Raw genomic sequence first — 26584 nt, 5'->3', positions numbered from 1 at the left:
CTTCCTCTGGATCGGAAGAAACATCGTTCATTTAAACTAAAGGTAACACGATCTAAACCCGGACACCGGCTCTCGTTTAAAGAATAAATACCGTACTAAGAACCCGAGTGTGGAGTCCCTTTCCAATGACTGGCCGCGATATAGATGGTTTCATTTTCCAGGTCAAAAATGAGGTTTAAGCGCTTTAGCAAATCGCCGCCTAATACGCTTACTTTTTGCCGCCCCAAGGCGCCTTCAAAAAAGCCCACTGGCAGGTTTTGAAATTCCAGGTCTCCCAATTTAAAACTCGGGAGTAGGCCCTTCTGCGTTTTGATCACATTGCCATACGAATCCTTCAACTCTTGTTGATCGGTGATGACGATTTGCTCTCCCAATTGGCTTTCCTGGGCAAAAGCGTCATCAAATAATAGGGTGCCACCATAACCGGAATGAATCAAAAATCGATGGGTGTATTCCTTTTTACCTACCCGTGCGGTGGCCTCGATAAACATCAATCCATTTTCAATGACCAATGGCAGTTTCTGGTAACCTTCCATCTGGGTCGGAAGAGCGGAATAGACCCGAAGGACTTCGTCATCGTAATTCATTTCAAATATCCTTCCGCCGAAAAAGTCGGGTCCGAATTTACCATCCGTTTTAGGTCCGGATCTCTGGGTTTCCCAAATGGTCAAACTATCTGTTTGAATCCGGCCAATGTGCATTTCATTGTTCACGCTTACCCGGGCTTCATTGGCACCTCCCCAGCTATGCACGGCCTGAGGTTCTTGCCAAACCAAGGAGGGTAAATCTCCAATGACTTCGGAGATTAAAGTCACATCTCCTGCAGCGGTATGAAACATGAGATCTACCGTATCCCTTTGATTAATTACCGCTTGAACAGAGAGGTTGTTATGATCGGTCAAGTGGAAGGATATGGTGTCTGAAAAGGGTTGGTTTTCTTGCCCAACACTACCTTGGGAGTACAGCATGGTAATTCCCAAAAGCAATCCGGTGATATTGAAAAGGGGGGCTCTCATTTTCTGAGTAAATACAGTTCTCCGGTGTTCATCTCAAAACCAACTATACCATCTGATTGGGTATAAAAGGACTTGACCACGTAATCCGATTCCCTGGGGTTTGAATGACTAAGTTCTACTACGTTTTTGTAGGAAACGTTCTCCCGGTCCCACCCAACAGTAGCATCCAGAAAAGGACGTACAACAGAGGGATTTTCAAACAAGCTTTTTTCGGAGGTACTGTATTGATTGAATACCGAGTAAGTCATGGTAACGGTTTCCTGCTCATCGTCCAAATCAGAAACAATGGCCGAGGTAAAATACAGCCTGCCCTTAAAATTATTGGACGAACGAGTTACCGATCCACCTATTCTTGTGCTGGACTCGCAATTGCAACCACAATCTGAAACGGATACCAGGGTATTAGCACAATCCGAATCGACTGAATAACCGAAGGTGTCACCGGCCTCAAATTGCAGCTCTACCCAATTCGCATCGGTGGATTCAAAACGAACCAATTGGCCGCTCATTTGAGCCATCCAATCGATGTCTTCGGGGTATGGGCAGGTGCCATTTTGCCGAGGGCAACAAGATACAATCACTGCGCCAAGACAGGCAATTAGCCAAAAATTGGAAATGGATGGATTGGTTCGCAGGATCATCTTTCAAAGATATCGAAATCTGAAAAGAATAACTTTTGCCTCCGTCTATCAGCAAAAAAGGAGTCCCACCATAACCCGGTGAAACTCCTTCCTTTTTCAATTTACTAGGCCGCTATTTGCCTTGTTCGTTTAGAAAATCACTTATTGTTTAATCACTTTTGAGGTGATTACTTCCCCGGAATTCATGAAGGCCCGAATCAAGTAAACTCCTCCTTGGTATTCTCTCAGATCAACTTCTTGAACCCTATCGGTTTTGTCCAAAACCACTTTGCCACTCAAATCGAGTGCTTGAACGCGCTCAATTTCCACGGACGACTCCAATTCATAAAGGCCAGAGATTTGAAGGGTTTTCAAGGTAAATTCAACCTCTTGGTTGGCTGTAGCATCAATACCCGTGGTGGTTTTAAAGAAAGGCGTTTGCACATCGCCATCATCCTGATCATCAGGAATAGATACTTCGTAAACTACTTCAGCACATTGGTAATGAGTGGTATCGGATAGGTTAGACAAACCCCAAGGAACTGTACTTGCTATCATACCTTCAGAAATACTTGCCAGCATACCATAATTGGCATAAAGCTGTCGGCACGGTCCAAAAAGTTGAAGTGTACAGAATGGATCTTTCGCAATGATCACCGGAAGCTGGCAATTGGACGATCCGGCCTCAAACTGGGAGTCCATCTTAATCAATCTAAACTCCTTTCGCTCATTGGTATTCGGATGGCCGCCTAAATTGGTAACATGAGAAAAATGAGCCGCAAAAGCCGTTCCTTCATTGATTATCGATCCGGGAGAGAAATGAATTTTTTGATAATTCACGCTGGTTTCAGGAAATCTGGCAAAAGAGGAAGATGTTGAGCCAGTAGTGAATTTTTTACTAAAAACTGGATCTCCATTTAAGGGATCGATACGTGTCATAATCAACCCGTTTTCAGAAGAGTGCAACACGTCATAACCCAGTGATGTCTCTTTGATATCTTCCAGCAATACGTTGTTGTTATAATTCAAGTTGACGTATTCAGAAAACCAAACCCGGGTTCTGGTTTGATCAAATTTATGGAGTCCGATTTCCGATGGAATTCCTGAACTTGTGGAATACAAACCAATGGAGGAGCCCAAAACAAAACCACCATCTGAGGTGCTAATTACTTTGTTAAAACTACGAACGCCTGTAGAGTACAGATTGCCCGAGTTGTTAATGTTAGCATTGACCACCAAATTTCCCGTAGCGTAGTCAATTTCTGCCATGATTCCATCTCCATTGGTACCAACAGCAATAAAATTTTGCCCCAATCCATGAAGCTGGGCTATCGATAAGAACTTACCATTGGCTACTGGATATATCTTTTGCCAGGTGAGGTTAAAATTATTGTCCAGTCTGATCACAAATGGATAATCCGATTGAATAGTGCATTCGAACCTTGCTCCACAGATCGCGTATCCACTCGGACCATTGGGTCCCAAAGTAGGAATGATTTCAATCCCTCTGGTCGAGCAATAACCGAAATTACCGGGCTTGAAAAAATTGTACGTTTTAACATTGGAGATATTCCCGCTCAGGTCAACGTTATAAAGTAAAATTCTTCTGGACGGAGTTAGATATTGGTCCATCTCTTCAGCAAGAACAACATAATTACCCAGGTAATCCCGAATGATTTGATGCCCCAATTGATTGGTTACGTCATCCCCGTACTCCTTTATCCAGAAGTTCGAATTGGGAATTTCTCCGTGGTGATCTACGTGGGCCATGATTATTTTATTCGCCATATCCCCATTGGGATTGAGCCTTTCGATATTACCTAATATTAAGTATCCATCTGGCACCTGAATAGTTGAAGTAACCTGAACCCTTTCGGAGGCAATGGGCATTCCGTTGAAGACGTGGTCAATTTGGAATTTATAGGCCTGAGGTGGACCAAATTGAGCGATAGCGGTCGTCTGGATCAAAAATGCCGTGAAAACCAGAAAGGCTAATTGTAATTTTTTGTTCATGTTGATTTTGGATTTAATGAGGTGAAACAATGATTCAAATTGATGAATTTCAGCCCACTAAAACATCGATCTTTTCATGACTTGCTGGTTCTTTTTTGTTTCTTGTAGAGTTCTTTTTGCGAGCGGGCCAAAATTGGTCACAGAGGAACGTTCTCCTTTATTCTTCCCGGATAAACTTCGGCTTGCCATCTCTCCTCAAAAACCCAAAGAGCCAAGTAGCAATGGGCCAACTTGAATTTGTCAATTGCCTGTTTACAGCGGCCTTTCAAATCCTTAATTTTATAGCATGATTAAGACGGTCCTGGTTGATGATGAGCAAAAGAGTATTGACACCTTATCCAAGTTAATCCAATCGTTTACCGATAACATCGACATCGTAGGCACCGCATCAGATTTGAATACCGCCTATTCGATCATTACTGAACAACAGCCCAAGCTGGTATTCTTGGATATAGACATGGGTGCCTACAGTGGTTTTGACTTACTCGAGTTGTTTGATGAAATCAACTTTCATGTGATCTTCGTAACGGCCCATGAAAAGTTTGCTTTAAAAGCGATTAAATTCTCGGCCCTGGATTACATCGTTAAGCCCGTAAATCCAACCGAATTGAAACAGGCTGTGAGCAAGGTGGAGAACTTTAACCCCCTTCAACAAGAAGGAAGCAAAGTGAAGCAGATGTTCACCAATTTTCTAACCGACCAAAAGGAGCACCACAAAATAACCCTACCTACCTTCGATGGATTCGAATTTGTGGAAGTATCTACCATTCTCTACTGCCGGGCAGACGGGAGTTATACCCATTTTCACCTCCAAAATGGCCACAAGCTCACTACTTCAAAAAACCTCAAGTTTTATTCGGAAGTATTGACCGATTATGGATTCTACCGTTGCCATAGTGCTACGCTAATCAACTTGAGGTACATCAAGAAATTTATTAAAGCAGATGGTGGATTTGTAATTATGGAAGATGACCGGGAGCTGAGCGTATCGAAAAGTAGAAAGGGCGGTTTGTTGGAACTCCTTTCATTGGGAGGCTCAAAACGAGCGGATTATTGACTCAACCGGGCTAACTACAAATTACCTCTTCCCCATTTTTGTTTTTCGGTTTCATTTGTGACATGAGCAAAGCCTTATTAATTTTTCCGTTTCTCTTTTTTCTCTTCATTCAGTTGCATTCTGAAGGCAACCGACCGAAGCAGTTGGACAGCCTAAAGCAGGTATTCACCTTAGATGACGATATTAAGGTTCGGTCTTTTACCGGCCTTGTTTATTCAGACTTAATGTCTGACTATTCCTACGATTCAGCCATGTGGGCCGTGGACTACGTTATTCGAGATTGTGAAGCCTCGAACTATGAAGACGGGTTGGCCCAAGCCAAGACTCAAAAAGCCTGGCTTCTTCTCATTAAACTGGATTATGAGCAAGCCCTAACACAGGCTCATGAAGCCTTGGAAATTCTGGAAAAGCCAGGTCGAAGTGCCAACGTAATGGCCGAAACCCTAAACATTCTCGGGCTGATCAATATGGAGCTCGACAGGCTCGAGGAATCGAAAATATACTTCAACCGCACTTTGGCTCTGTTGGTAAAGGCTAAAGACAAAAACCGGATAGCCCGGATGGGCACTATTCATCAAAACCTGGGGGTAATCGCCAGGCCCATGAAGCAATATGACACGGCCATCTACCACTTTAAAGAAGCGCTCAAAATCAGGCTCGAACAAAAAGACTACAAACAAGTTGGCTATTCGAATAATACCCTGGGATCCACCTTTTTGGAAATGGGTGAACTGGACTCCGCCGGATACTACTTTGAACGGAGTCTTGAAAACTTTAATACCCCAAATCCACCTATTGAGATGCCAGATATTCTGCATTTCAAATACGCTGAATATTTGATCGCCATTGGGAAATATGACGAAGCCATCGATCAAACGAAAACAGGATTGAAAAAAGCGGCCTACTTAGGAGTAAGCGATCGGGTCATTCAAGGCAACGACTTGCTTGCTAAGGCCCTCTACAAATCGGGGCAATACCAGGACGGCTACGATGCCTTGATGGTAAGAAACCATGCTCATGACAGCTTGTTCAAATCGAGAAATGCTTCGGCTATTGCAGAAATTGAAGAGCGGTACCAAAGCGCTGAAACGGAAAAAAAGCTGGCTCAGTCGTTGGCAGAAAACCTGGAGCAGGAGAACCGGATTATTGAAATGCGCTTTTATGTATTGGCCACCGTCATAATCTCCCTGCTATTCATCTTTCTTAGCCTTTCTGTTTTCTGGTTTAGAAATCAAAAAAAGAAAGTTACTGAAGCGGGATTAAAAGAAGCATTGGCTACTACCAAACTGGTCGCCTTGCGGTCTCAGATGAATTCTCATTTCATCTTTAATTGTGTGAATACAGCTCAAAACTTTGTACTCAACGGCGAAACGGAAAAGGCCTACGAATACCTCTCTCAGTTTGCCCGCCTCCTGAGGGGTGTGCTTGAGAATTCCAACCTGACCTTTGTTCCTCTGGAAGACGAAATAGACCTGATAAAAAACTACCTTGAAATTGAATCTACCCGCTTTAATGGCAAGTTTTCCTACGACATAACCATGGATGAAAAGCTGCAGAATGAAGTCTTTGAGATTCCGAGTATGATCATTCAACCCTTTGTCGAAAACGCCATCGTTCATGGGTTAGTCAACCTGGAAGGAAGGCCGGGGCATTTAGGCATTGAGCTCAACCTAAAGGATCAGCAAATCATCTGTAGAATTGAAGATAATGGCGTGGGCCGTGAAAAAGCCAGGGAAATCAAACAGCGCAAACAAAAGCACTATAAGTCCCAAGCGTTTTCCAACATTAAAGAACGATTGAACCTATTCAACCAAAACGGGGAAGATTCACTCCGGTTCACCATTTTCGACCTGTACGATAAAGAGGGGTCGGGAGCGGGTACACGAGCCAAAATTTGGCTGCCAATCCACTAAAATTGCCGAAGCCGAAAAAAATTCAAGGCTTCCAGATATCAATTGAACGTGTTCAAGTACAAATCGGAACAAAACGTTCGATTTCACCAAAGTATGTTTACCTCAAATTACGCAATTGGCGCCGCGTAGACCACAAGATCATAGCTAATAACGGGGCCAATTAATCAAATCTATTAATGAACATACTTATGAAATTACATGTAAACTTAAACGCTGCATTTGTACTCTTTGGGTTGTTGTTTACGGGAGCCTATTCCCAGGCCCAGCAGCTGACTGAGGTAACCGGAAAAAGACTCTATGATCACCACAGCGATGATGTGTTGAATCCCGACGGATCGGTAAGCGGACATCAATCGGGCTATGACTTCGTGAAGCATGACTACTTTGACAGTTTTGACCCCATAAACCGTAAATACCAAAATGGTGAGGAAAAGAATCTCGATATGGTCGAGCACAATGGCCCTTCCGTACCTCCAGGGCTGGATTTTGGAGTAACTGCTGGTGCCAGCACCATGTGGAATGGGGATATTACCGGAAATGGATTGACCAAGTGGGTAAAAGCATCTGCTGGTTTCAACTATGCCACCATTACGGATATGGGAGACATTGAAAGTGAATACAACGCCGGCACTCCAAGCCTAAGCATTGAAACGATTGAAGAAGGAGCTATATATGTGGCTAAGATTCGTGACATGGATATGTACGTGGCCATGAAATGTTATGCGGTGGTAAACCCGAGTTTTTTCGGAAATAATGCCCATTTCGATTTTGACTATAAATACGGAAGTCGCATCAGCACCAACGTTGCCATATTGGAAACAGAAAGCACTCCTACCCTTTCGATTTTCCCGAACCCGGCTTCTAACGAACTCACCATTTCCAATGGAAATGCTGAATCAGCTCAGGTGACCATCAGCTATATCGACGGGCAGGTAATGGAAGTATTTACCTCGGAAGAAAACTCCGATCTGCAATTGGACATCAGCTCTTGGGACAATGGAGTATACTTTATTCACTATCAAACAAGCAACCATCAACCAGCAACATTGAAGTTTATTAAGAACTAAAGTTTTTTCGGCCCAAGCGCAACAAATCTCCGTTTAAGCCAAGTCCCCTGTTCAGGATGCGCTGTTTAGTTGTGTAGTACGGTGATTTCTGACTGTTTGTTATTGATGTGGGTCGAAGATGTTCTAACCTGTGTTAGAACCGAGCGAGGATGAGGGCGGTACTAAGAGGAAGACTGGGTAAGTCCACCGCTCTCATACTTGCTTTCCTCCAGTCAAAAAGGCTCATTCGCTCCATGTGGATGGGCTTTTTTGATGGTAATCTATGGTGAGATGATGCTGCGAATGCAGAGATCCTTATTGAATCAAACCCTCTGTAATAGCCACCCGCACTAAACTTGCAACACTGTTAACATCCAGTTTCTCCATGATGTTTTTGCGATGGGTTTCTACCGTGCGTGGAGATAAGTTGAGTTGATCGGCAATTTGTTTGGTACCCAGCCCATCAACCACCCTTTCCAGAATTTCTTGTTCCCTTTTCGATAGTTGGTACTTTTTGTTTTTGTCGGAAATAGTCTTTAATTGATGGGTTTCGGCCAAGGTATTATTGAGCACTTCCTGCGAATAAAAATTCCGTCCCGCTTTAACTGCTTCTAAACATTGCATCAGCTCAAACTCATCCGTACTTTTAGGTAGATAGCCTTGAATGTTTTGCTCCTTCACCATGCTTAATAAGCTGGATGACAAGTGCATACTTAAAACAATTGATTTGAAATTGGGTAAGTATTGACGCAGGCTATCAATAAAGTCAATGCCATTTATTTCGGGCATTTCAAAATCGGTAACGACTATATCCGGTGCTAAAGTGGGGATGTTTATCAGCGCCTGTTTGGGATTATTAAAGATTTCGATTACTTCAAAACCCGGGCTCGAGTCGATAATCTTCTTAAACCCCTCGGTCACCAACTTATGGTCGTCAACTAATACTACTTTAAGCATATAAGTTTAGGTCAATGGTAAACCGAATGGAGGTTTGGTTAGGGGTGTCATTCTCCACCACCAGCTCGGCATTCAACAGGCTTAATCTATCCTTTATGTTTTTCATTCCAATACCGTTTGTAGCAGCCTTGGGGTCAAATCCTACACCATTGTCTTCGTAATGAACCACCAATTTGTTTTTTCGGTTTAGCAATTGCAAAGATACGGAGCTGGCCTGGGAGTGTTTTATGCAATTGGTGAGTAGTTCCTGGATAATCCTAAAGCAATGTACCTCTATTTGTTTGGGAATGATTTTTTCCATTCCCAGTTGATCCATCTGCCATTCTATAGCCTGATCCTTAAACAAACTTTGCATGAGGTTTTGAGTTGCTTCAAGTAGGTTAGAATCCATCAGTTCTCTGGGCATAAGCTGGTGTGAAATAGTTCTTATCTCATTGGCCGTTATTTTTAACTGATTGGCATACTTAGTCGCTTCTTCTTTTCTGGAAGATTCAATGGACTTATTGAGCGAGTCAAATCCCAATTTTAAATAACTCATTTCTTGTCCAATACCGTCGTGTAGTTCCTGGCTTATTCTCTTTTTTTCTTCCTCAACGGCTTCCAGCATATTGTTCAAGCCCGCCTTTTGTTCATTTACAATGGCCAATTCCAATCGCTGTTTTTGCCTCCATCTATAAAATGCGAACCCTACTCCACCAATTAGGAGAACAAAAAGAAACGCTCCAACGCTCATTAAATTCTTATTCTTCTCATTGACCAAGGCTTGGTTTTGTTTTTCAATTTGCAAGTCTTGCTGGCTGATTGTGAGTTCTTTTTCGGTGGTTTTGTATTTCTCCATCAATTCCTGAAGGTTTGAAGACTCTTCTAAATCGTACCGCGCCTTGGTGAGCGAATCATAACGATGCAGGTAAAGCTTAGATAACTTCTTATCTCCTTGCAAAACGGCATAATGCGTTAAGTGCTTATAGGCACTCGTTAGCTTTAGATCAATTCCTTGATTTCGACCATAATCGATTGCTTTTTGGAAACTCTGATAGCTCTTTTCTTCGTCATCAAGTGATTGATAGAGATTACCGAGGTTTATGTAGTTTAATGCAATACCTATGCTGTCGCCTACGGATTTTGATAACGATATGGATTCCGAATAACTCTCAGCGGACTCTTCGTATTGTTTCAGCTTATTTTGAATAGAGCCCTTTTGGGTCAATACTGTTGAAATTTCGTAGTTCGAATTTAAGGTCCGATAATATTCTTCACTCTTTGAAATATACTCCAAGGATAGATCCAATTTTTCCATTGCCTTGAGCGTAGTAGCTAAATGATAATACAAGTTACCTAGTGGTCGGGTGGCATTGTATTTTGCCAGAATGGGTTCCGCCTTTTCAAAGTTGTCGAAGGCACCTTGGTAATCTTTTTTGTCAGTGAGCAAATTACCAATGTTAATATAGGTTTGGGCAAGGGAAACAGAGTCCATGGTTTGTTCAAAGGCCTTTTGGGCAATAATTTGGTGTTGGAGCGCTTCTTCCAATTCCAATAGCTCCTGAAGGATAAGTCCGAGTTTACTGTGGAGCCTTCCCTTCAAACTCACGTCTGAACTATCTGCCCTAATAGCATCACCGATAACTCGTTTTGCCTCAAAATACTTCCCACTACTTATGTAGGGAATACTCAATCCATTGAGTGCTTTGGCCACCAATAAAGAGTCGTCGGAAGTTCTTGCTAATTGTACAGCAAGGTTGCTATACTCTATGGCCAAAGTTGGGTTCTGACCCGAATTTTGATAGCTCAACTCGTCGTAACACAGTACCCGGTTTTCAATACTATTTTTCTCGTTTTTGGCTTCGGTCAACAGACTATCGAGGTTGGTGCAATAAGCCGCATTGCCCATAACAACCCATAAAATCAAGAGGATGGAATATCGCTGCAAATCTTCGTTTTGCTACCAAAGTAAGTATTAATACTTAGTGTTTTACCAATATGTACTGACTAAATCCAGCCCGCTCGATTTCAACTTTGCCTTAAATCTAAACACTATGAAAAACAAAGTATTAACGCTAGTTATGCTTGGGGCTATTGGAATGCTTCACGCACAAAAAATTGAAAATAAGGTTGTTGAAATTGAACACCAAAAGGTTGTAAAAAAGCAGCTAAAAAAAGGAAATGCCGAAAAGGTTGGATTGTATCAAAGCAGTAAAGATGGCTCGATTTTTCAGCTCTATAGGTTTACTCCCAAAAAGAGTACCGAAGAGAAATTAGAAGTAGTTCATTTTGATCAAAACGGGAACGTTAAAGAGGTTTTGATTAAAGATTATACCCAAGAAACCATTCGCGAACTTGGCGTAAATCAAGACAGCACTTTTTTGACCACCGAACAACAAAATTTAAAGGATTATAAAGCAGCCTATTTAAAGAACAGCACATTTACCGGTAGCCCAAAGTTGGTTCTTGGCACTTTTAAAGATAACTACCACTCCAGTGGTGTTTGGAGTGGTTATAAGTTTCAAAAAAGCAGTTCAACTAAGTTCGAAGAGAACTTCTGGAGTTTTGTTGCTTATCCAATTAATGAAACCGCCATTGATAGAAACAACTACTTGCTTCTGCCTCCAACCGAAGCTGGTAAAACCCTCAATTTTGCCAAATACCGGCGCTACATTTCTGGAAATGACCTGGCCTACATTGGGGGAGTCCTTCCCGTGGCAGGTGTTGATCAATTTTTATCCGGGGTTTACGACGTGCCCAATCAAACATGGGTAAATAAAACCACCATTGACGTAGGTATGAAAATGCTACTGGGCGAAAACCCCTTTTTAAAAGAGGGAAAAGAAGGTTCCATTTTGTTAGCATCGGGAGACCAATACAAGCTTTTGCAAGTGGATGAATTAGGCAACAAGAAGCATCTAATTCCATTGAGCATCAATAAATCCGGAGGAAAGGTAAACAAGCAACCCGTTGCCACTATCTATAAGAATTCTGGGGGAGAACTCTGCGTAATTGCACCGACTTACGAAACATTTGGAGGCAAGAAAGTGGCCCTTTCAGTATCGTATGTTTCGGCCGGAAAAGAGCTTCGATGTGTAAACCTGACTAACGAACATCTTAGTGAAAAGCAGCAGGTACCGACAAAAGAAAAAGCCAAAATCAAAAAATTCAAGTACGCCGAAATTGAGAAAATTAAAGAACTCAAAAACGGTGATTTACTGATTGTTTGTTCGGCCAGAAGAGAATATGCCAATGAAGTAGGGCGGTCCCATTTTATTGTTCATCTCGACAAGAAAGGAAATCTGTTGGCCTGTTATGTGACCGAAGGCTTGTTAAACCCAAAAGACTTTACACTTTCCGATCAATTACCACCTCTATTGATAGAAACCAAAACCGGTTTTTACTGGATGGAACGGTCCAATGTTGATGGATTTGAAAAGGGAGTTCATTCTGACTCCTATAGCCCCAACGACTGGTACACGATTTATTCCACTCAACGCCTCGACTTTACCATAGCAGTGGCTCAAATCATTCATGTTAACCTTCAGACCAAAACCCTGAGTAACCGCATCGTATTTAAGGAATGGTTGGTCGGTGATAATTTTTTAATGGATAAGAACAACGGGCTGTATTTACCAGCAACCGGCGGTCTTCAATACTTAAAGCTTTAATGATAAATAACAGAGATATGAAAAACGTAATAATAGGTATGTTAGTAATTGGAATTGCATTTATTGGCTGCAAAAAAGATGAGGAAACCCAACCCGAAACCAGCAGCCCAACGCAAAGTACAACAACCCCAAAGGATTCGACTACAACCCCATCGGATACTAATTCTATAGCCGCAGATCCAAACACCTTAATTGTTGAAGGCGTAAAAAGTCCATTAAACGAATACACCGTTCCGAGTTCGGCAGATCCCAACTCCAAATACGTTAGGTTAGATGTTTTTGACGATTTACTTGATCCCGATAAAAAAGGATATTGGGTAGTTGGGTTAAATGAACTACCCACCCAAAGCACCACTCTGGAAAGTTCATTTAGCTATCACTGGCAAAACCTTCCGGCAGGTAAGTTCTATTTCAACTCCATAAAGGACAAGGATGGCAAGCAGTGGTGGTACACCGAATCGGCAACCATCAAAATGGACGTAAAAATTGACGGCGACAACATGACACTAACTTGTAAGGATATAACGGTTGGAGATAATTTTCTACCCGCCCAGGTAACTGAGACTAAAAAGGTAACCGTGAGTATTACCGCAAAAATCAGCGACATTAAAAATGCAACCTCAGCTGGGACCCTATTCAAGTTGGTTAAGTAATTAATAGAAGACTTCGCTCATTTCATATGAGCACGAAAAACTGCCGGAGTTGGTGTTTAGATTTCTCCGGCAGTTTTTTCCTTTTTCGCAAAGCCAAATAGGGGGCATCTTTGGTCCACCCTTGAGATTCTGATTAACTCCCAATCAGAGTTTAGCACAGAGCAGCCAGGAAGAATTGGCTCACTTTTAACGAGTGTAGACTTTTGTTCCATTTGATTCTTTGTAGGCTACAGTCTCATTTTATCACCTAAGTACAAAATTCTGATTTGAACCCCAATGGGGCTTATTTGCAATCAATTCGGCGAGATTTGAAATAGCCTCAATGAGCCCTATATTAAACGGGTACTATTGTTTCATTGTTCAATTAATACTTAACCAAAATGTTCAAACGAAACCTTTTAGTACTCTTCTTTTTGGGCGTAATAGGAAGCCTACACGCTCAGTTTATTTCCAATCAATCCATTGAAATGGACCATGACCATTATTCCATAGAATCCGTTGGGGAAGATGTGATCATGGCCGGCACTGTATATCCCATAGGAAGCCTCACCAACACAGATATTCATGTTCAAAAAATGGATCAAAGCGGCTCCGTAATTTGGGAAAAATTCCATGACATTGGCTCCGATGAGCGTTGTTTAGACATGAGCCTTCAGGGGGAAGATTATATTCTCCTCACCGGATCAAATCTGGTCAATGGAAAGCATAAAATCTTTGTTATGCGGCTCAATCAGTCCGATGGTTCATTCGTTGATTTAGTGGAGCTTGAGCACGACCCCAATACGATCTACACGGAGCAATTTGCCCATGATATTCTTTACTCCAGAGATAGGGATAAGTACTTCTTGGTGGGTTACGCCTCGGAGAATCCACTATATCCAGGTGGTAATGCAGCCTTATCTAACGAAACCTGCCTTCTGATAAGCCTTAACAATGACCTTACTTTTAATTGGTCGTATGAAATAAATACGCCAACATCGGCAACCCTTCAGTCTAGAAATGAATTCTTATCAATCACCGAGATTCCAGGAGTGGGAATTGTGGTCAATGGTCGCATCACAAGCGTTAGTGATCCTATTAATGGAGCTTTTTGTTATGACTACTCAGGCAGTTTAATTTGGAGCACCAGCCACACCATTCAGGGCAATAACATTCACAATATTCACCCAAGTAAAGCTGGGTATTTCGATGCTACCAACGATAAGTATTACTATGTAGAAAATCAACGATTTGAAGGCCCTTCCTTGGTAGAGGTTTCTCAAGCTTCAACACCTGGTGCCTTTATCTCGAGAATTGCCAATTATCCAGACCTTGAGGATGTACATAACCTGGATTGCAGAATAAGCTTTATCGATGTGCACCCTCAGAGCAATACCATGACACTGGCTGGATACAGTAGCTTAGTGGGATGTGGCTACCCGCTTAATGCCAGAGATTTTAGAAACATTGTTTTGCAAGTAGACTTATCGTCACTCTCCGTAACCAACGTGAATCAAATTCGAGCCTATAATCCTGGTCTTAGAAATCACGATCATTACCATTATAGCCTAGAAGATTATAGGGACAATGTAAGAGATCGCATTACTCGATGGAACGATGGATATGCACTTGCCAATTATCAGTTTTCTAGCACAAGCGGTGCAAACGGTGTCCTCGACCTAACGGTTACTCAAACGGATATGATCGGAAAAACCAATATGGAATGTGAAGAAGAATTTTCAACTCAAACCGAATTTCCGGCATTCACCATGACAGGGGTTCAAGATCCAACCGATAGACAATACGATGTTCATTTCAAGCTCTCCGATTCTTATGAAAGCCCTCACTTAATATCGTATGGCTGCCCACAGGAATTGTCATGTAATATCAATATTACTGGAATTACCAGAACCCTTATTGGGTGCTACTATTATTCGCATACCGTCAATTATACTGCCGGACCGGGTACCTACGCCTATCAATATTACTGGGATTGGGGCGACGGAAATTCCTCAACGACAACCGTTCCAACGGCTGATCACAACTATGGAATAAATCCCGCTGAATGCCAATACAATGTTTGTGTGACGGTATACGCCAGAGGAGCAGACGGAACCCTATGCCAACAGACCTATTGCTCCAATGAAAGGATGGTAAACTTTGGCCTACCCAACTGTGAATCATGTGGTCCACCTCCTACACCTAAACAACCGTTAAGCGATGGTTCAGATTTTAGCCTTCAAGCTGAAATTAGTTTTGCACCTAACCCTGCCTCACAAATGGTAACCTTCTTCGGATTTGGAGAACAAACCCATGTTTCGGTTTATGACATGAGTGGAAAAAAAGTGCTTTCTGCGAATCTTGACGGGAGTAATGAATTAGACATCAGCACCTTGAGTCCTGGATACTACAACCTTGTAGCATCCGACAACGAGGAGCATGTACTTCGCGAAAAACTAATCATTAACAGATAGTTACAAGCAATTATAGACCCTATAGAAAAGGCCGCCTCATTTCTGACGCGGCCTTTTTATTTCCTATTTATTCGGTTTCTTTCTATAAACCGGGCCAACCTTATTCCATCAGCCCTAAAAATAACTTCAACCGTATAATTTTCTTGACTGACTGGTAAACCTGCGTTTTGTAATCGGAGTCGTTTTCCATTTCATCCAGAATGGATTCAATGGTCTTGGTTTCGTCAATGGGCATCAGCAACATATCATTACCGGCCTTAGATGCCAGCAAAGGAGCATCATCGATTATGGTCACCGCCTTCATAATATTTAAGGCATCTGTGATTACGAGACCTTTAAAGCCTAATTCCTCTTTCAATAAATCGGTAACAATGTTCCTGGAACAGCTAGCAGGAAGTCCATCGGTGTTGTACTTGGGGTTGTTGCGGATGGTAATATGAGCAATCATAATGGAAAGAACCCCAGCTTCGATAAGCGGTGGGTAAACATCCAATTCCTGCAATTCTCCATCGATGTAAACGGATTTTTCATGCGTATCGCCCTTGACCAATCCGTGACCTGGAAAATGCTTGGCGGTGGCAATAATTCCCTGCTCTTGGGTGGTTTGAATAAACTGCTTACTCAATTCAATTACCGTATCCTTATCATTTCCAAAACTCCTATTTCTAATCGCTTCATTCTGCGGGCTAATATCGGCTACGGGTGCAAAGTTTTGACGAAAACCAATATCCAATAATTGCTCATTTATAATTCTTGCGACTGAATCCGATTGCTGAACGGTTTTAATGTCAGCTGTGTTCATCAGTGTTTCCGTTCCTTGCAGTCTACCGTTAAACAAACTGGGCTCTGCATCAATAGAGTATAACAAGGGCAAATAACCCTGTGAGCTACTAATAGCATTGATCGAATCGATCAATCTTTTGTGATCTTCTTTGGTGCCTTTAAGAAATACAATTCCCCCAATTTTATTCTCCCGTGCAAGTTGGATTACGACCTTTTCAGGTTTGCCTAATTCACCCGCTGAAGTCACCACCATTTGGGCTACCCGAGCGGTATCATTTAAGGACTGAAAAATTTCATCCACTCTATTTTCTACGACTGGGTCATACTCAAAAAAGCGTTGCAGCTCATTCTCCTGTCCGTTTACCCATGGAATTAAGGTGGCTATAAATGCGGTTGTTAATAGGATTCTTATCATCTTAAAATAGGCTTTCCATTTTTGAGCTATTCTCAAGCTCCTGTTGTTTTATACTTTGTTTACGGCATCCAAATGGTTTCCAAACCGATCAGGCCACTCTTTTTACAGGTCTTTTTCTTCTTAACCAGCGATTCACCGGCTCCGAAAAGTAGTTAAAGGTCAGTTTACCCAGTAAAAATGAAATTAGGATGCTGGACAATAAAAACGGCAAAAGCCATTTTTCACTCAGGTCAAACTTACGGTATAGACGAGCCATAAGAATGACAACAAACATGTGGGTAAGGTAAATTTCGTAGCTATACGCCCCTAAATACCTTAACCAGCTATAAATCCATCGTATTCTCTCATTTTTCAAGGGATATTTTTGATGCATCCACAGGAGAATCAACGAAACGCCAACCGAAAGAATGGTCACATTTAACCCCAATCCAATGAGCCCCGATTTGTAGACAAAACCCTTGTATACAAAGATTAGAATCACCATGGACCAACCGATCAAAAGAAAAGTCCAATTGAGCCATTTGGCGAAAGTCATTTTTGAGCAGATAATGGCCACCATACAACCCAAAGCTATGGAGTCTAAATACGCCAGATGGTTTTTATCGGCAAGTTCATTTCCTGGATACAACTCCGTTCTTGCCCAGGGAGAGATCATTAGAAACAATGCCAAAAGGACAACAAATTGCCATTCCTTTTTTAGAAACAAACAGACCATGGGAAAAAAGAGATAAAACATCTCTTCAATCGAAATGGACCAGAGTACGTCCCAGTTTGCAGGGAGGTAACCAACCTGGATTTCTAACCAATTAATGTGAAAAGTTAGCGCAGAAAAAAGAGCCCTGCCCAAAGAAGTTTTCTCCGGGTTTATCACAAAGCCCGGAACATTCTCCAGGTGTAAAATGGATAGTACAACAAGTAATGTGACCAATAAGGGCATTATCCTCGAAAACCGTTGCCAATAGAAGGTTTTGATCTCAATTTTGGACAAACCTCCCCATTTGTTGATTATTGAATGGGTGATGAGATAGCCAGACAAAGTGAAGAATACAACTACGCCGTAATACCCACTCCAAAACAACAGTGAAAACAACTTTTTCGGCAACAGCTCTTTTAGGAAGGTATCAGATATTCCAAAATGGATATTGAGATGTAATAAAACGACAGTTAGAATACTAAGCCCTCTGAGCACGTCGATACCCAGGTTGCGTTGTTGTATGCTTTCGGTTAAATTCAAGGGATACGATTTTGGTTTTAGGTTACAGCTTAACCCCGCTATCACGAGCCTCTTAGCCTTTTAAATTCAAGGATAAATGAGGTATTTTAACCGCATTGATTTATACTGTGAAAGTTCGGGTTCCCAACTCTCTCTAATTTCACTTTCTGTGGCCCCACTGGTGATTTGCTTTCTAAAAAGCTTTGAGCCCACCAGGTATTCAATCACCCCCATCTGATTGCTCAGTTTTGAATCAAAGAACTTTTCCTTGTTGGGGTGCGCTTTATACAATTCAATAATCCACTTCAATTGGATCTGCTTCTTTTTCCTTAACTCATTTAAATCCACATTCCGGAGGTCAATTCCATAGCAGACCTCTCCCTTAAAAATCGGATTTTCCGCCATTCCCTTTATTCCGCTCGGGGTAAAGTTGAATTCGTAAATGCCTTTTAACTCAGGACTTCCCAAAATCGTAAATGGTGAGTAGGTGCCTCGTCCATGGCTCAGGTAGGTCCCCTCAAACATGCAAGTGGAAGGGTAGAGCAGAACCGATTGCGGAGTATTAAGATTGGGCGATGGGTTGACGGGCAGTTCGTAGGGCATATCGTGGTTGTAGTTGGCCACAGGAACTATTTCGACATCGCACTTAACCCCATTCTTGAGCCACCCTTCACCATTGGCCATCAGCGCGAATTCACCCACCGTTAGCCCATGCGACATAGGTATAGGGAACATCCCAATTCCAGATTTGTATTTCATGTCAAGAACAGGGCCGTCAATCAAATATCCGTTGGGATTAGGGCGGTCTAAAATGATAAGCTTTCGTTCATTCTCATGACAAGCTTCCATCAATTTTACCAAGGCATTGATGTTTGTATAGAATCTACAACCCACATCTTGCAAGTCATAAATGACTACGTCTACATCGGCCAAATCTTCACGGCTGGGCTTCCTCTTTTTTCCATACAAGGAAACAATAGGCAAACCTGTCGTTTTATCCGTTTCATCACTCACCTCAACTCCCGCACTAACATTTCCACGAAAACCGTGCTCTGCACTGAAAACCTTAACCAGGTTTACATCAAGAAGAAGCAAACTATCCACCAAATGACGCTTTCCAATAATCGATGTTCGATTAGCCATAATGGCTACTCTTTTGCCTTCTAAGAGGGGCAAATATTCCGAGGTTTTTTCAGCCCCGGTAATTATGGAGGTTGGGGTGTCTTCGGGAACATCAGGTTCTTGATTCGATGGGAGCAAAAACCAGAATGCCAGTATAGGAATGACCACTAAAATCAATTTGCCTTTAATCACGCTATCGTCGAAATTTTAATCCAGGTCATAATTTCCATTCGCCCATTTTATGGTCGGTTCAATCCATTCTTTAAGGGGTTTAAACAAAAATCCGTGCCCCAATCCAGTATTTAGCTCCAGCTCTTTAAAATGCTCTATTTCGCAATTCGAAGTTTCCTTTCGCTCCCTTGCTGAAACTCCGTAAGAATCAGATCTTTCGTAAATCGTTAAAATGTTTCCGCAAAAATTGATTTCGGGTAGTTCCTGAATATCGCTACTTCTGAAACAGGCAATAAATACAAAATTCAAGTCTTTATTATTGGCCAAAGTGGACACGTACTGAGCTATGTACCCGCCCTTCGACGTTCCAACTATAGTAATATTTTGAGGTTCAACTCCGCTTTTTAACAAACTGTTAATCTTATTTACAATTCCGACTGCATACAACCGTGCGTTGACGTTTTCGTTCCTCATTTCACTGATTACCGTCAAATTAGATTTTCTGAATTCGGATAGAATTTCCTCGTACTCAACTCGACCAAAATCGGGGTGCAAATCGTTCAAGTTATGCTCTTCCAAAAAACGATTGTGAAGAAAGATGACAAACCGTTTATCATTCTCCGCTCCGGATGCGAGCAAGGTAGAGCCAATAAGGATTCCCAGTAAAAGAACTGCTTTCATTGGGTTCAAAAGTGGGGAAATATCTAACACAGCGAGGTAATTCCAACTAAAGCCAAAACCAATTCGTCAAACAGCACCTTTTTTCACACATGGCAGGTTGAGAGTAATCCTAATTGGGTAAATCCACATTTGAATCCAAAACCAGCCAATTTGAATTCATTTCTTTCGGAATTGCATTCTCATAAAATTGTGGAACTACTGCCCCTTAATATTGACCCATTCTTGAATCAAACTATCTACAAAATGAACAAGTTTACCGCGCATTTCATGGCGCTATTTTTTTTGCTAATGACTACAAGTGTTTATAGCCAGACTAACACTTATAAATTGCGAATATCATCCCCCAATGCAGTCCTTAAAGTAGTAAGGTCGAAGTGTAGTAATAATGGTAATTCCTATCGCATTACCAATAGCAACTTCGTAGGCAAATGGCATACATTTCCTTCTTCATGTTTCGCGGGATTAACCGAAACCTTTAACCATACCTATAGATTTAATTATCCAGGTGTAAAAAACTCAGATATTACTTCAATGACGTTAATCTATTGGGCCAAGATGCCGAGTGGATACCATTTTCAAACTGCCGTTAGAGTCCACATTCCTATTTCCAATGTATTTGGTGGAACCACCTCTCAGGCTTTTGCCTTAGCGCATATTTCTCCGGGAGAAACACATACTCCTATCGGCACTATTCAGGGGACCAATCTACCACAATATCATACAGCTCCGAAAGGCATGGGTGTACCCCGTTCGTCTTATAATAAAAGACCAAATGACAGCTATGTTGATATTAGCTTTTGCGCTCAAAGTGGAGACTTTATTGAACTCGAAAGGGTAGAACTTGAAATAAATGTCCGAAGTGCCAACCTACCTGATTATTGCGATGATGTTTGGAGAATTGAAAATTTACCAAAGCAAAATATCGTTCCAAATAGCGCAAAAAACAACTCAATAGCTGTAGGCTCAAACGATGAGGTATTTTATGTTGAAACCGACCATACTCTGAAAAGAGTTGAAAAAACTGCATCAGGTTACAAGTTATACGACATGTCTTCGATTGCAGGAAATGTCGGTGGAGAATTGGCAGCAAATAACTCGGGCAAAGTCTTTTACCGAAAGACAGACAATTCCATGGGAGTCGTTTATAAGTCAGCAGGTACCTGGCATTATGCGGACCTATCCAGTGTTTCAGGCTTTGATGTTGCAGGAGGACTAACGATAAGGTCAACTGGAGAGGTATTCTATCGCACGACAAACAACTCCATTAGTTGCTTATACTACCAAAACGGTGCTTGGCACAAACACAGCTTTTCCAACCTGATTCCTAACAATGTTGGAGGTAACCCCACTGCTGGACCAACCGGAAAAGTATTTTTTAGATCAAATGTAGGAGACTTAGAATGCTTGTATATGCACAATGGAACGTGGTTAAAACATACGTTTTCCAACATTGTTCCCGGAAATGTTTCAGGTGGCGCCCCTGCCATAACACCAGATGGGAGAGTTTTTTACCAAACAACCGACAACTCAATTGATTGCATTTATTACGAAAATGGTCAATGGCATAGAAACAGGTTTAACCATCTTGTACCTCATAATGTAAGGCCAGGAGATTGCCAACTTCAATGCAACGCATCAGGCCAAATATTTTTCGTTACCAATTACTCAGGTTTAGAATGCTTGTACAAGGATGCTAATAACGGTTGGCATAAAGCCGTTTTCTGGTATGGTGCATTGCATTCGGTCGATGCTCAAGGGGGCCTTGCGGCCGGCCATGGTAATGGAGAAATTTTCTATATCGGTAAGCATGGAAAATTGTATAGACACTTTTACGGGACTCACCGATTCTGCAAATCAATAGGCTCAAAAAAGTCTGATGTGGCTTCCGAAGCAGTTGGGATAGGCGATCAACCTGTGATTCCAAATGTCAAAATTGAAGTTGCCCCAAATCCAAGCTCTGGCATCTTCAAATTAAAGGTACCCAATGAATCTACCGTTGATTTTTCAATTAGGGATATCAGAGGTCGGGTTATTCATAAAGGGCAAGAGATGAATGCAACTGAAATAAGAATTGACCTGACGGATCAAATAGAAGGACTTTATCTTTTGCAAGTAACCTACGAAGGACACCAAGAGACTTTGAAACTGATAAAACGATGATAACCCTGTAGAACCTGAAATAAGAATTTAAACGAGCATGAGTGTGAGAGCGAAGAAATCGGTTCCGAGCTCCCACTCTCGGGCTCGCACTCAAAACTGAAAAGACCAATCACCATACCATTTGGTAGAACGAGGGAGAGAACGAGTACGAAGAAAAACAGGTCCGAGTACTCATCGCTCTCGCAACTCGTTCTCGAACCTGTTTTGTGGGCTATACTGGATTCGAACCAGTGACTTCTACCCTGTCAAGGTAACACTCTAAACCAACTGAGTTAATAGCCCGGATAGGACCGCAAATGTAAAGGAAAAAGCAAATCGTTGAACTACACCCGGTAGAGCATGGCGTTTATGTTCATTCCGGCACCAACGGAGGCAAACAATAAATGATCGTCACTTTGAACCGAATGCCCTGGCAATTGATTGTGTGTGATCATATTGTAAAGGGTCGGGATCGTTGCTACTGAACTGTTGCCCAGTTTTTCGATCGTCATGGGAAGTATTTCCGGCGGGAAATCCTTGAGTCCGTTTTTACGGTAAAGCCGCTTAACAATGGCCTCATCCATTTTTTCATTGGCCTGGTGAATCAGGATTTTGGACAAGTCAGTCACCTCGAGGCCAGCCTTACGAATACACTTATCCATAGCTCCTGGAACCTTGTTGAGGGCATACTCATAAATTTTTCGGCCCTGCATTTTGATAAAGCGGGTATCCTCTCCCTGATTGGTAAGATTGGGCGCTCCCAAATACAGGTAGTCCACCTCAGGACCGGTGTGCGAAACCGCGGCGTGAGACAGTACACCTCGCTTGGTATTCTCTTGTTTCCCGGTAACCAAAGTGGCCCCGGCTCCATCGGCAAAAATCATGGTATCGCGGTCAGAAGGGTCAACTACCCGAGACAGCGTTTCTGCCCCTACCACGAGACAAGTACGTGCATATCCCGATTGAATAAAAATATCCGCCTGAATCATGCCTTGCAACCAACCCGGACAACCAAAAATGAGATCGTAGGGGATGCAACTGGGATTCTGAATACCCAATTTCCCTTTGACCCGAGAGGCTAAACTTGGCAGGATATCGGTTTGGGAAGATCCATCCATCAAGTCGCCAAAATTGTGGGCTACTATGATGACATCGATCTCTTCCTTATCCATACCAGAATCTTCAATGGCCCGCATGGCAGCGGCTGTAGAAATATCAGATGTGATGTAGTTGGACGTGACGTATCTCCGCTCCTTGATCCCGGTAATGGCCTCAAATTTACGGATGATATCAGTAGAGCTTCCAGGAATTTGAACTCCCTGATCTGTATGAAACTGATGTTGTTCGAAGTGGGCATTCTCAACAACTCGTTCCGGAATAAATGACCCGGAACCGATAATAACCGAATTAAGCGGCATAAAATTTCTCTGAAGGGAATAAAATCCAGTTAATAAACCTGATTGATCATCAGATTCACAAATTCACGGTCCTCTTCTTCCTGCTCAATAGAACGATGTGCTTTTTGAATAAACTCATCCAACCCGAACTCTTCTACACATTCCTCTCCATTGGACTTAGAACTGATTTGAAGTAAGGATTGATGGGGTGTTACCAGGAATTTTTTTTCGTGTTGATCCAAATTTTGTTGCACAGCGAATTGACGTTTGAAGCGTGTAATTGAATGTTTTATCAAAAGTCCAAAGAGGCGTGCTCGCTCACCCAATTAAATCTATCCTTTCTACAAATCATAAATGAACTATTATTGCAATAAATAACTCAAAAACAATATTTTAAAACAACAAACAATACAGTGCCTAAAGACAACACAAGAGATTTAAAAGAGCTCATCCAAAACCTGAATAAGGCCGAGAAAAGGAACTTCAACCTGTTCTTAAAAGGCCGGGCTGGCGGAAAGGAACTTCACTATGGGCAGTTGTTTGAGGCACTTAATAAACCTGGAAAATTTAATCCGGACAACTTTTTAAAGAAACATCCCCACATCAAAGCCGAACAGCTGAGCAATTTGAAAATAAGCCTGTACGATCATCTACTGGAATCGTTGCGGCAACAAACTGTACGCAAAGACGTGGATCTGCAGATTCGAGAGAAAATGGATTATGCCTCCGTACTGTACAACAAGGGACTACTGAAACAGAGTAGACAGATGCTTCAAAAAGTAACCCGCCTCGCCGAACGCTATCACCTGGATGAATTGAGGTTTGAAGTGCTCTATCGCGAAAAGATTATCGAGCTCCATTTTTCGGGAAACAACTCATTGGACCTGGCCACCAGCTTAAGAATGGAGGCAGAAAATTCGGCTCGTCAAATTGAACGCATCAATGCCTTTGCTGGATTTGGGTTGCAAATGCACGCTCACTTCGTGGAAAAAGGATACCTGGAAAACGAAGACGACATTGCCGCTCTCAAACGATTTTATGAAAAAAGTCTGCCCCGTTTTTTTTCGGGCGACATGAGTTTCAACGAACGATTCTATTATTACCGAGCTCAATACTGGTACTACTATGTGCAACAGGATTTTTTGAAAAGTTACCGGTATTCGCGATTGGCAGAAACCCTGATCCGTGATCAGCAATTGGAACACCACCGACCAGTGATTTATCTTAAAACCCTGAACCAACTGCTTAACTCACTCTTTCGAATGAATGAAGTGCGGCGATTCTTAGATGTGCTGACTCAATTGGAAGAGTTTAGCCTGTCTTTAAAGCGAAATCCATCGGATAATGAAAGCTTGCTGCTCTTTCGCATTTTATCTCACCACCGTATCAATGCCGCTTTTATGACTGGTGATTTTGAGCGAGGCGTGTCGCTGATTGAAGACATACAACAAGGGGTAGCTTTTTGGGGCAATCGACTGGAAAGTCGCAACATCATTACGCTGAACTACAAATTTGCCTGCCTCTATTTTGGCGTGGGTCAGTATGACCGGGCCTTGTATTTTCTCAATCAAATCATTCATCAGGACGACCTCACCTACCGGCAAGACATCCACGGCTATGCCCGAATACTTCGGCTGGTTACACTCTATGAACAGGGCGAGGTAGACTTTCTGTTTAGCAATATTCGAGCCACTTATCAGTACTTCATCCGAATGCGTAATCTGGACCCGTTTCACCAGGAGATTCTTTCCTTCCTGCGAAGAACAACTCGATACTACCCACAGATGATTCATTCCGAATTTGATAAACTCCGACAACGGATGGAGCAGATAGCAGAAGATCCATTAGCTCGAAAACCATTCTATTATTTTGATATTATTTCCTGGCTAGCCAGTCAGGTAAAAAAAGTGCCTGTAGCTTCCGTAATACGGGAACGAGGGTTAGGCCATCAAGAACTTTTTTGATTTCGGTTCAACCTTTTTTTAGCAGATTTGTATGCAGAAAACAGTGAAGGATTCTTTGATCGGGCTTTTTTTTCTAATTTCAAACTGATTTTCAACCCACTAAGAATCTTGATAAGTACACTGTTATTCCAAACGATCGAATTATGAAAAAGCAGATTATTGCCGTTGGTCTTACCCTGGGACTAATGGCCGGATATCAAAATTTGTCCGCTCAAAAATTTGACACTGAAACAGTTGAGTTTGAATATATCAAACTTCCACTGGAACCCCTTCCCGCTGAGGTTAAAACCTATGGCTGTGATGTTGAATTGACTTACAAGGAAAGCACGGAAGCTGAAAAGCAAGCCCGTCAAGAGGAGCGTGAAAGAGAAATTGAAGCCATCGAAAATCGCTCTCAAGCAGAAAAGATTATCACCGCTATTAACCGGAGCCAACCGAAAGCCCGGAAGCAGACAACACCTATTATCCTCGTTACTACACCACGCAGGAAGCTTGCCCAAAGATGAACATTGAAGGATTGAACGGTAGCACTTCAGGTGATGTTCAAATTTCCATCGCAATGAGTGGCTTTACCTTTTCCTGGGAGGAAAAAACGAAAACCACGACAAAAAATGAGGTAAAAACGGTACAGTATTACTACATCATCACGGCCTATCACCCAATGACTGTCATTACTCGTGATGCCAATGGACTTGCGGTAGCCGAATACAACATTCCAGCTTTGGATCAGCCAATGACCCAAAACACCAGAATGTATTCCAGCAAAGGCTCGCTAGAGAAATATTGGAAAACAGGAAAGAATAGCTTTTTGGAGTCCATGGATAAAAAATTGATGGACCGAAATGTGGATATCATTTCAGCTCACTTGAATGACATGCACGGTAAGCCTCAAACCAAGCGGTCGGCTAAGATTATCACCGTGAAGGACAAGAAGGTTGATTACTCCGAATATAGCTGGGCTTTCGAAAAAGCGTTTGCCGGGTACCATAGTATTTTGAGCAGCCCTGAAGAGGCTAAAACAAACTTGAGCGAAGCAGTTAAAATTTGGGAAGAAGCTTTGAAAGAAGTAGATCCTGATAACAAAAAAGCCCGCATCAATAAAAAGGTTGCAGCCGCTACGCACTTCAACTGCGCTGAAGCTTATTGCTGGTTAAATGACTACAGCAAAGCCCTGTATCACATGACCAAGATCAAGACTTATGATGTGAAGAAATACGAGAAGCAAATTGCTTCCTTGAAAGCATTTATTGATGATCACAAAGCTCGCTACGAAGCGAACAATTAAAATCATCACAAACACCTTTTGGAAATCCCGTCATCT

General features: G+C 42.1%; 21 protein-coding genes and 1 tRNA gene. 10 read left to right on the top strand and 12 right to left on the bottom strand.

Translation table 11 applies throughout. The features are described from left to right. Positions 1 to 95 precede the first annotated feature (95 nt). From KFE98_07695 to KFE98_07685, 3 genes are all read right to left on the bottom strand, one after another. Positions 96 to 1016: a hypothetical protein gene (locus tag KFE98_07695; protein ID UTW64012.1), complete on the bottom strand. Its 921-nt coding sequence runs from the start codon at positions 1014 to 1016 to the stop codon at positions 96 to 98. Continuing rightward, complete coding sequence (locus KFE98_07690) at positions 1013 to 1657, bottom strand: hypothetical protein (GenBank protein ID UTW64011.1); 645 nt, start codon at positions 1655 to 1657, stop codon at positions 1013 to 1015. Before KFE98_07690 ends, KFE98_07695 begins: the two co-directional genes overlap by 4 nt. Positions 1658 to 1798: 141 nt before the next feature. Further along, complete coding sequence (locus KFE98_07685) at positions 1799 to 3649, bottom strand: T9SS type A sorting domain-containing protein (GenBank protein UTW64010.1); 1851 nt, start codon at positions 3647 to 3649, stop codon at positions 1799 to 1801. A gap of 286 nt (positions 3650 to 3935) precedes the next feature. Between KFE98_07685 and KFE98_07680 the strand changes: the two genes are divergently transcribed. From KFE98_07680 to KFE98_07670, 3 genes are all read left to right on the top strand, one after another. Further along, a complete protein-coding gene (locus tag KFE98_07680; GenBank protein ID UTW64009.1) occupies positions 3936 to 4706 on the top strand; it encodes a response regulator transcription factor in 771 nt (256 codons plus the stop codon). 62 nt (positions 4707 to 4768) lie between these two features. Further along, positions 4769 to 6619 (top strand): histidine kinase, encoded by a 1851-nt coding sequence (locus KFE98_07675; GenBank protein UTW64008.1) that lies wholly within the window; start codon positions 4769 to 4771, stop codon positions 6617 to 6619. A gap of 188 nt (positions 6620 to 6807) precedes the next feature. Next, positions 6808 to 7686: a T9SS type A sorting domain-containing protein gene (locus KFE98_07670; protein UTW64007.1), complete on the top strand. Its 879-nt coding sequence runs from the start codon at positions 6808 to 6810 to the stop codon at positions 7684 to 7686. 294 nt (positions 7687 to 7980) lie between these two features. On the opposite strand, the gene KFE98_07665 is transcribed toward KFE98_07670, so the two are convergent. Beyond that, complete coding sequence (locus KFE98_07665) at positions 7981 to 8622, bottom strand: response regulator transcription factor (protein ID UTW64006.1); 642 nt, start codon at positions 8620 to 8622, stop codon at positions 7981 to 7983. Further along, positions 8615 to 10528, bottom strand: a complete 1914-nt coding sequence (locus KFE98_07660; protein ID UTW64005.1) for a tetratricopeptide repeat protein — start codon at positions 10526 to 10528, stop codon at positions 8615 to 8617. The genes KFE98_07665 and KFE98_07660 overlap by 8 nt, the downstream gene beginning before the upstream one ends. Before the next feature lie 127 nt (positions 10529 to 10655). Here KFE98_07660 and KFE98_07655 point away from each other — a divergent pair, with 127 nt between their 5' ends. The 3 genes from KFE98_07655 (at position 10656) to KFE98_07645 (ending at position 15378) form a co-directional block, all read left to right on the top strand. Then, on the top strand, positions 10656 to 12272 hold the full coding sequence (locus tag KFE98_07655) for a hypothetical protein (protein UTW64004.1): 1617 nt from the start codon (positions 10656 to 10658) through the stop codon (positions 12270 to 12272). A gap of 17 nt (positions 12273 to 12289) precedes the next feature. Further along, on the top strand, positions 12290 to 12925 hold the full coding sequence (locus KFE98_07650) for a hypothetical protein (protein ID UTW64003.1): 636 nt from the start codon (positions 12290 to 12292) through the stop codon (positions 12923 to 12925). A gap of 380 nt (positions 12926 to 13305) precedes the next feature. Continuing rightward, positions 13306 to 15378 carry a T9SS type A sorting domain-containing protein gene (locus KFE98_07645; protein UTW64002.1) on the top strand — a complete coding sequence of 691 codons (2073 nt, stop codon included), beginning with the start codon at positions 13306 to 13308 and terminating at the stop codon, positions 15376 to 15378. Between the two features lie 100 nt (positions 15379 to 15478). Here the strand turns inward: KFE98_07645 and KFE98_07640 are convergent, their stop codons facing one another. The 4 genes from KFE98_07640 to KFE98_07625 form a co-directional block, all read right to left on the bottom strand. Continuing rightward, a complete protein-coding gene (locus KFE98_07640; GenBank protein UTW64001.1) occupies positions 15479 to 16576 on the bottom strand; it encodes a glycoside hydrolase family 3 protein in 1098 nt (365 codons plus the stop codon). 88 nt (positions 16577 to 16664) lie between these two features. Further along, the gene (locus KFE98_07635; protein ID UTW64000.1) at positions 16665 to 17810 is read right to left on the bottom strand and encodes an acyltransferase; all 1146 of its coding nucleotides are present in this window, start codon (positions 17808 to 17810) and stop codon (positions 16665 to 16667) included. A gap of 66 nt (positions 17811 to 17876) precedes the next feature. Then, complete coding sequence (locus KFE98_07630; GenBank protein UTW64662.1) at positions 17877 to 18932, bottom strand: DUF1343 domain-containing protein; 1056 nt, start codon at positions 18930 to 18932, stop codon at positions 17877 to 17879. Between the two features lie 186 nt (positions 18933 to 19118). Next, on the bottom strand, positions 19119 to 19763 hold the full coding sequence (locus KFE98_07625) for an alpha/beta hydrolase (protein UTW63999.1): 645 nt from the start codon (positions 19761 to 19763) through the stop codon (positions 19119 to 19121). A gap of 150 nt (positions 19764 to 19913) precedes the next feature. On the opposite strand from KFE98_07625, the gene KFE98_07620 reads away from it, so the two are divergent. After that, positions 19914 to 21923 (top strand): T9SS type A sorting domain-containing protein, encoded by a 2010-nt coding sequence (locus KFE98_07620; GenBank protein ID UTW63998.1) that lies wholly within the window; start codon positions 19914 to 19916, stop codon positions 21921 to 21923. A gap of 207 nt (positions 21924 to 22130) precedes the next feature. Here KFE98_07620 and KFE98_07615 read toward each other — a convergent pair. The 3 genes from KFE98_07615 to KFE98_07605 form a co-directional block, all read right to left on the bottom strand. Continuing rightward, positions 22131 to 22205, bottom strand: a tRNA-Val gene (locus tag KFE98_07615). 41 nt (positions 22206 to 22246) lie between these two features. Further along, positions 22247 to 23320 carry a ketoacyl-ACP synthase III gene (locus KFE98_07610; GenBank protein ID UTW63997.1) on the bottom strand — a complete coding sequence of 358 codons (1074 nt, stop codon included), beginning with the start codon at positions 23318 to 23320 and terminating at the stop codon, positions 22247 to 22249. 29 nt (positions 23321 to 23349) lie between these two features. After that, a complete protein-coding gene (locus KFE98_07605; GenBank protein ID UTW63996.1) occupies positions 23350 to 23541 on the bottom strand; it encodes a hypothetical protein in 192 nt (63 codons plus the stop codon). Positions 23542 to 23712: 171 nt separating this feature from the next. Between KFE98_07605 and KFE98_07600 the strand changes: the two genes are divergently transcribed. From KFE98_07600 to KFE98_07590, 3 genes are all read left to right on the top strand, one after another. Beyond that, a complete protein-coding gene (locus KFE98_07600) occupies positions 23713 to 25263 on the top strand; it encodes a hypothetical protein (protein UTW63995.1) in 1551 nt (516 codons plus the stop codon). Between the two features lie 143 nt (positions 25264 to 25406). Next, the gene (locus KFE98_07595) at positions 25407 to 25769 is read left to right on the top strand and encodes a hypothetical protein (protein UTW63994.1); all 363 of its coding nucleotides are present in this window, start codon (positions 25407 to 25409) and stop codon (positions 25767 to 25769) included. Next, positions 25766 to 26548, top strand: coding sequence for a hypothetical protein (locus tag KFE98_07590; protein UTW63993.1), 783 nt, complete (start codon positions 25766 to 25768; stop codon positions 26546 to 26548). The genes KFE98_07595 and KFE98_07590 overlap by 4 nt, the downstream gene beginning before the upstream one ends. The last annotated feature ends 36 nt before the right edge of the window (positions 26549 to 26584 follow it).

The organism is bacterium SCSIO 12741 (genome assembly GCA_024398055.1).
GTDB lineage: Bacteria > Bacteroidota > Bacteroidia > Flavobacteriales_G > Salibacteraceae > SCSIO-12741.
Note: the sequence above shows the minus strand (reverse complement) of the source record. Positions and strands in the feature narration are given on the sequence as shown.

Coding starts and splice junctions, on each gene's coding strand:
- KFE98_07595 (UTW63994.1), top strand. CDS start 25,407: ATGAAAAAGCAGATTATTGCCGTTGGTCTTACCCTGGGACTAATGGCC.
- KFE98_07665 (UTW64006.1), bottom strand. CDS start 8,622: ATGCTTAAAGTAGTATTAGTTGACGACCATAAGTTGGTGACCGAGGGG.
- KFE98_07630 (UTW64662.1), bottom strand. CDS start 18,932: ATGGCTAATCGAACATCGATTATTGGAAAGCGTCATTTGGTGGATAGT.
- KFE98_07690 (UTW64011.1), bottom strand. CDS start 1,657: ATGATCCTGCGAACCAATCCATCCATTTCCAATTTTTGGCTAATTGCC.
- KFE98_07675 (UTW64008.1), top strand. CDS start 4,769: ATGAGCAAAGCCTTATTAATTTTTCCGTTTCTCTTTTTTCTCTTCATT.
- KFE98_07685 (UTW64010.1), bottom strand. CDS start 3,649: ATGAACAAAAAATTACAATTAGCCTTTCTGGTTTTCACGGCATTTTTG.
- KFE98_07695 (UTW64012.1), bottom strand. CDS start 1,016: ATGAGAGCCCCCCTTTTCAATATCACCGGATTGCTTTTGGGAATTACC.
- KFE98_07655 (UTW64004.1), top strand. CDS start 10,656: ATGAAAAACAAAGTATTAACGCTAGTTATGCTTGGGGCTATTGGAATG.
- KFE98_07680 (UTW64009.1), top strand. CDS start 3,936: ATGATTAAGACGGTCCTGGTTGATGATGAGCAAAAGAGTATTGACACC.
- KFE98_07610 (UTW63997.1), bottom strand. CDS start 23,320: ATGCCGCTTAATTCGGTTATTATCGGTTCCGGGTCATTTATTCCGGAA.
- KFE98_07590 (UTW63993.1), top strand. CDS start 25,766: ATGAACATTGAAGGATTGAACGGTAGCACTTCAGGTGATGTTCAAATT.
- KFE98_07640 (UTW64001.1), bottom strand. CDS start 16,576: ATGATAAGAATCCTATTAACAACCGCATTTATAGCCACCTTAATTCCA.
- KFE98_07645 (UTW64002.1), top strand. CDS start 13,306: ATGTTCAAACGAAACCTTTTAGTACTCTTCTTTTTGGGCGTAATAGGA.
- KFE98_07625 (UTW63999.1), bottom strand. CDS start 19,763: ATGAAAGCAGTTCTTTTACTGGGAATCCTTATTGGCTCTACCTTGCTC.
- KFE98_07670 (UTW64007.1), top strand. CDS start 6,808: ATGAAATTACATGTAAACTTAAACGCTGCATTTGTACTCTTTGGGTTG.
- KFE98_07650 (UTW64003.1), top strand. CDS start 12,290: ATGAAAAACGTAATAATAGGTATGTTAGTAATTGGAATTGCATTTATT.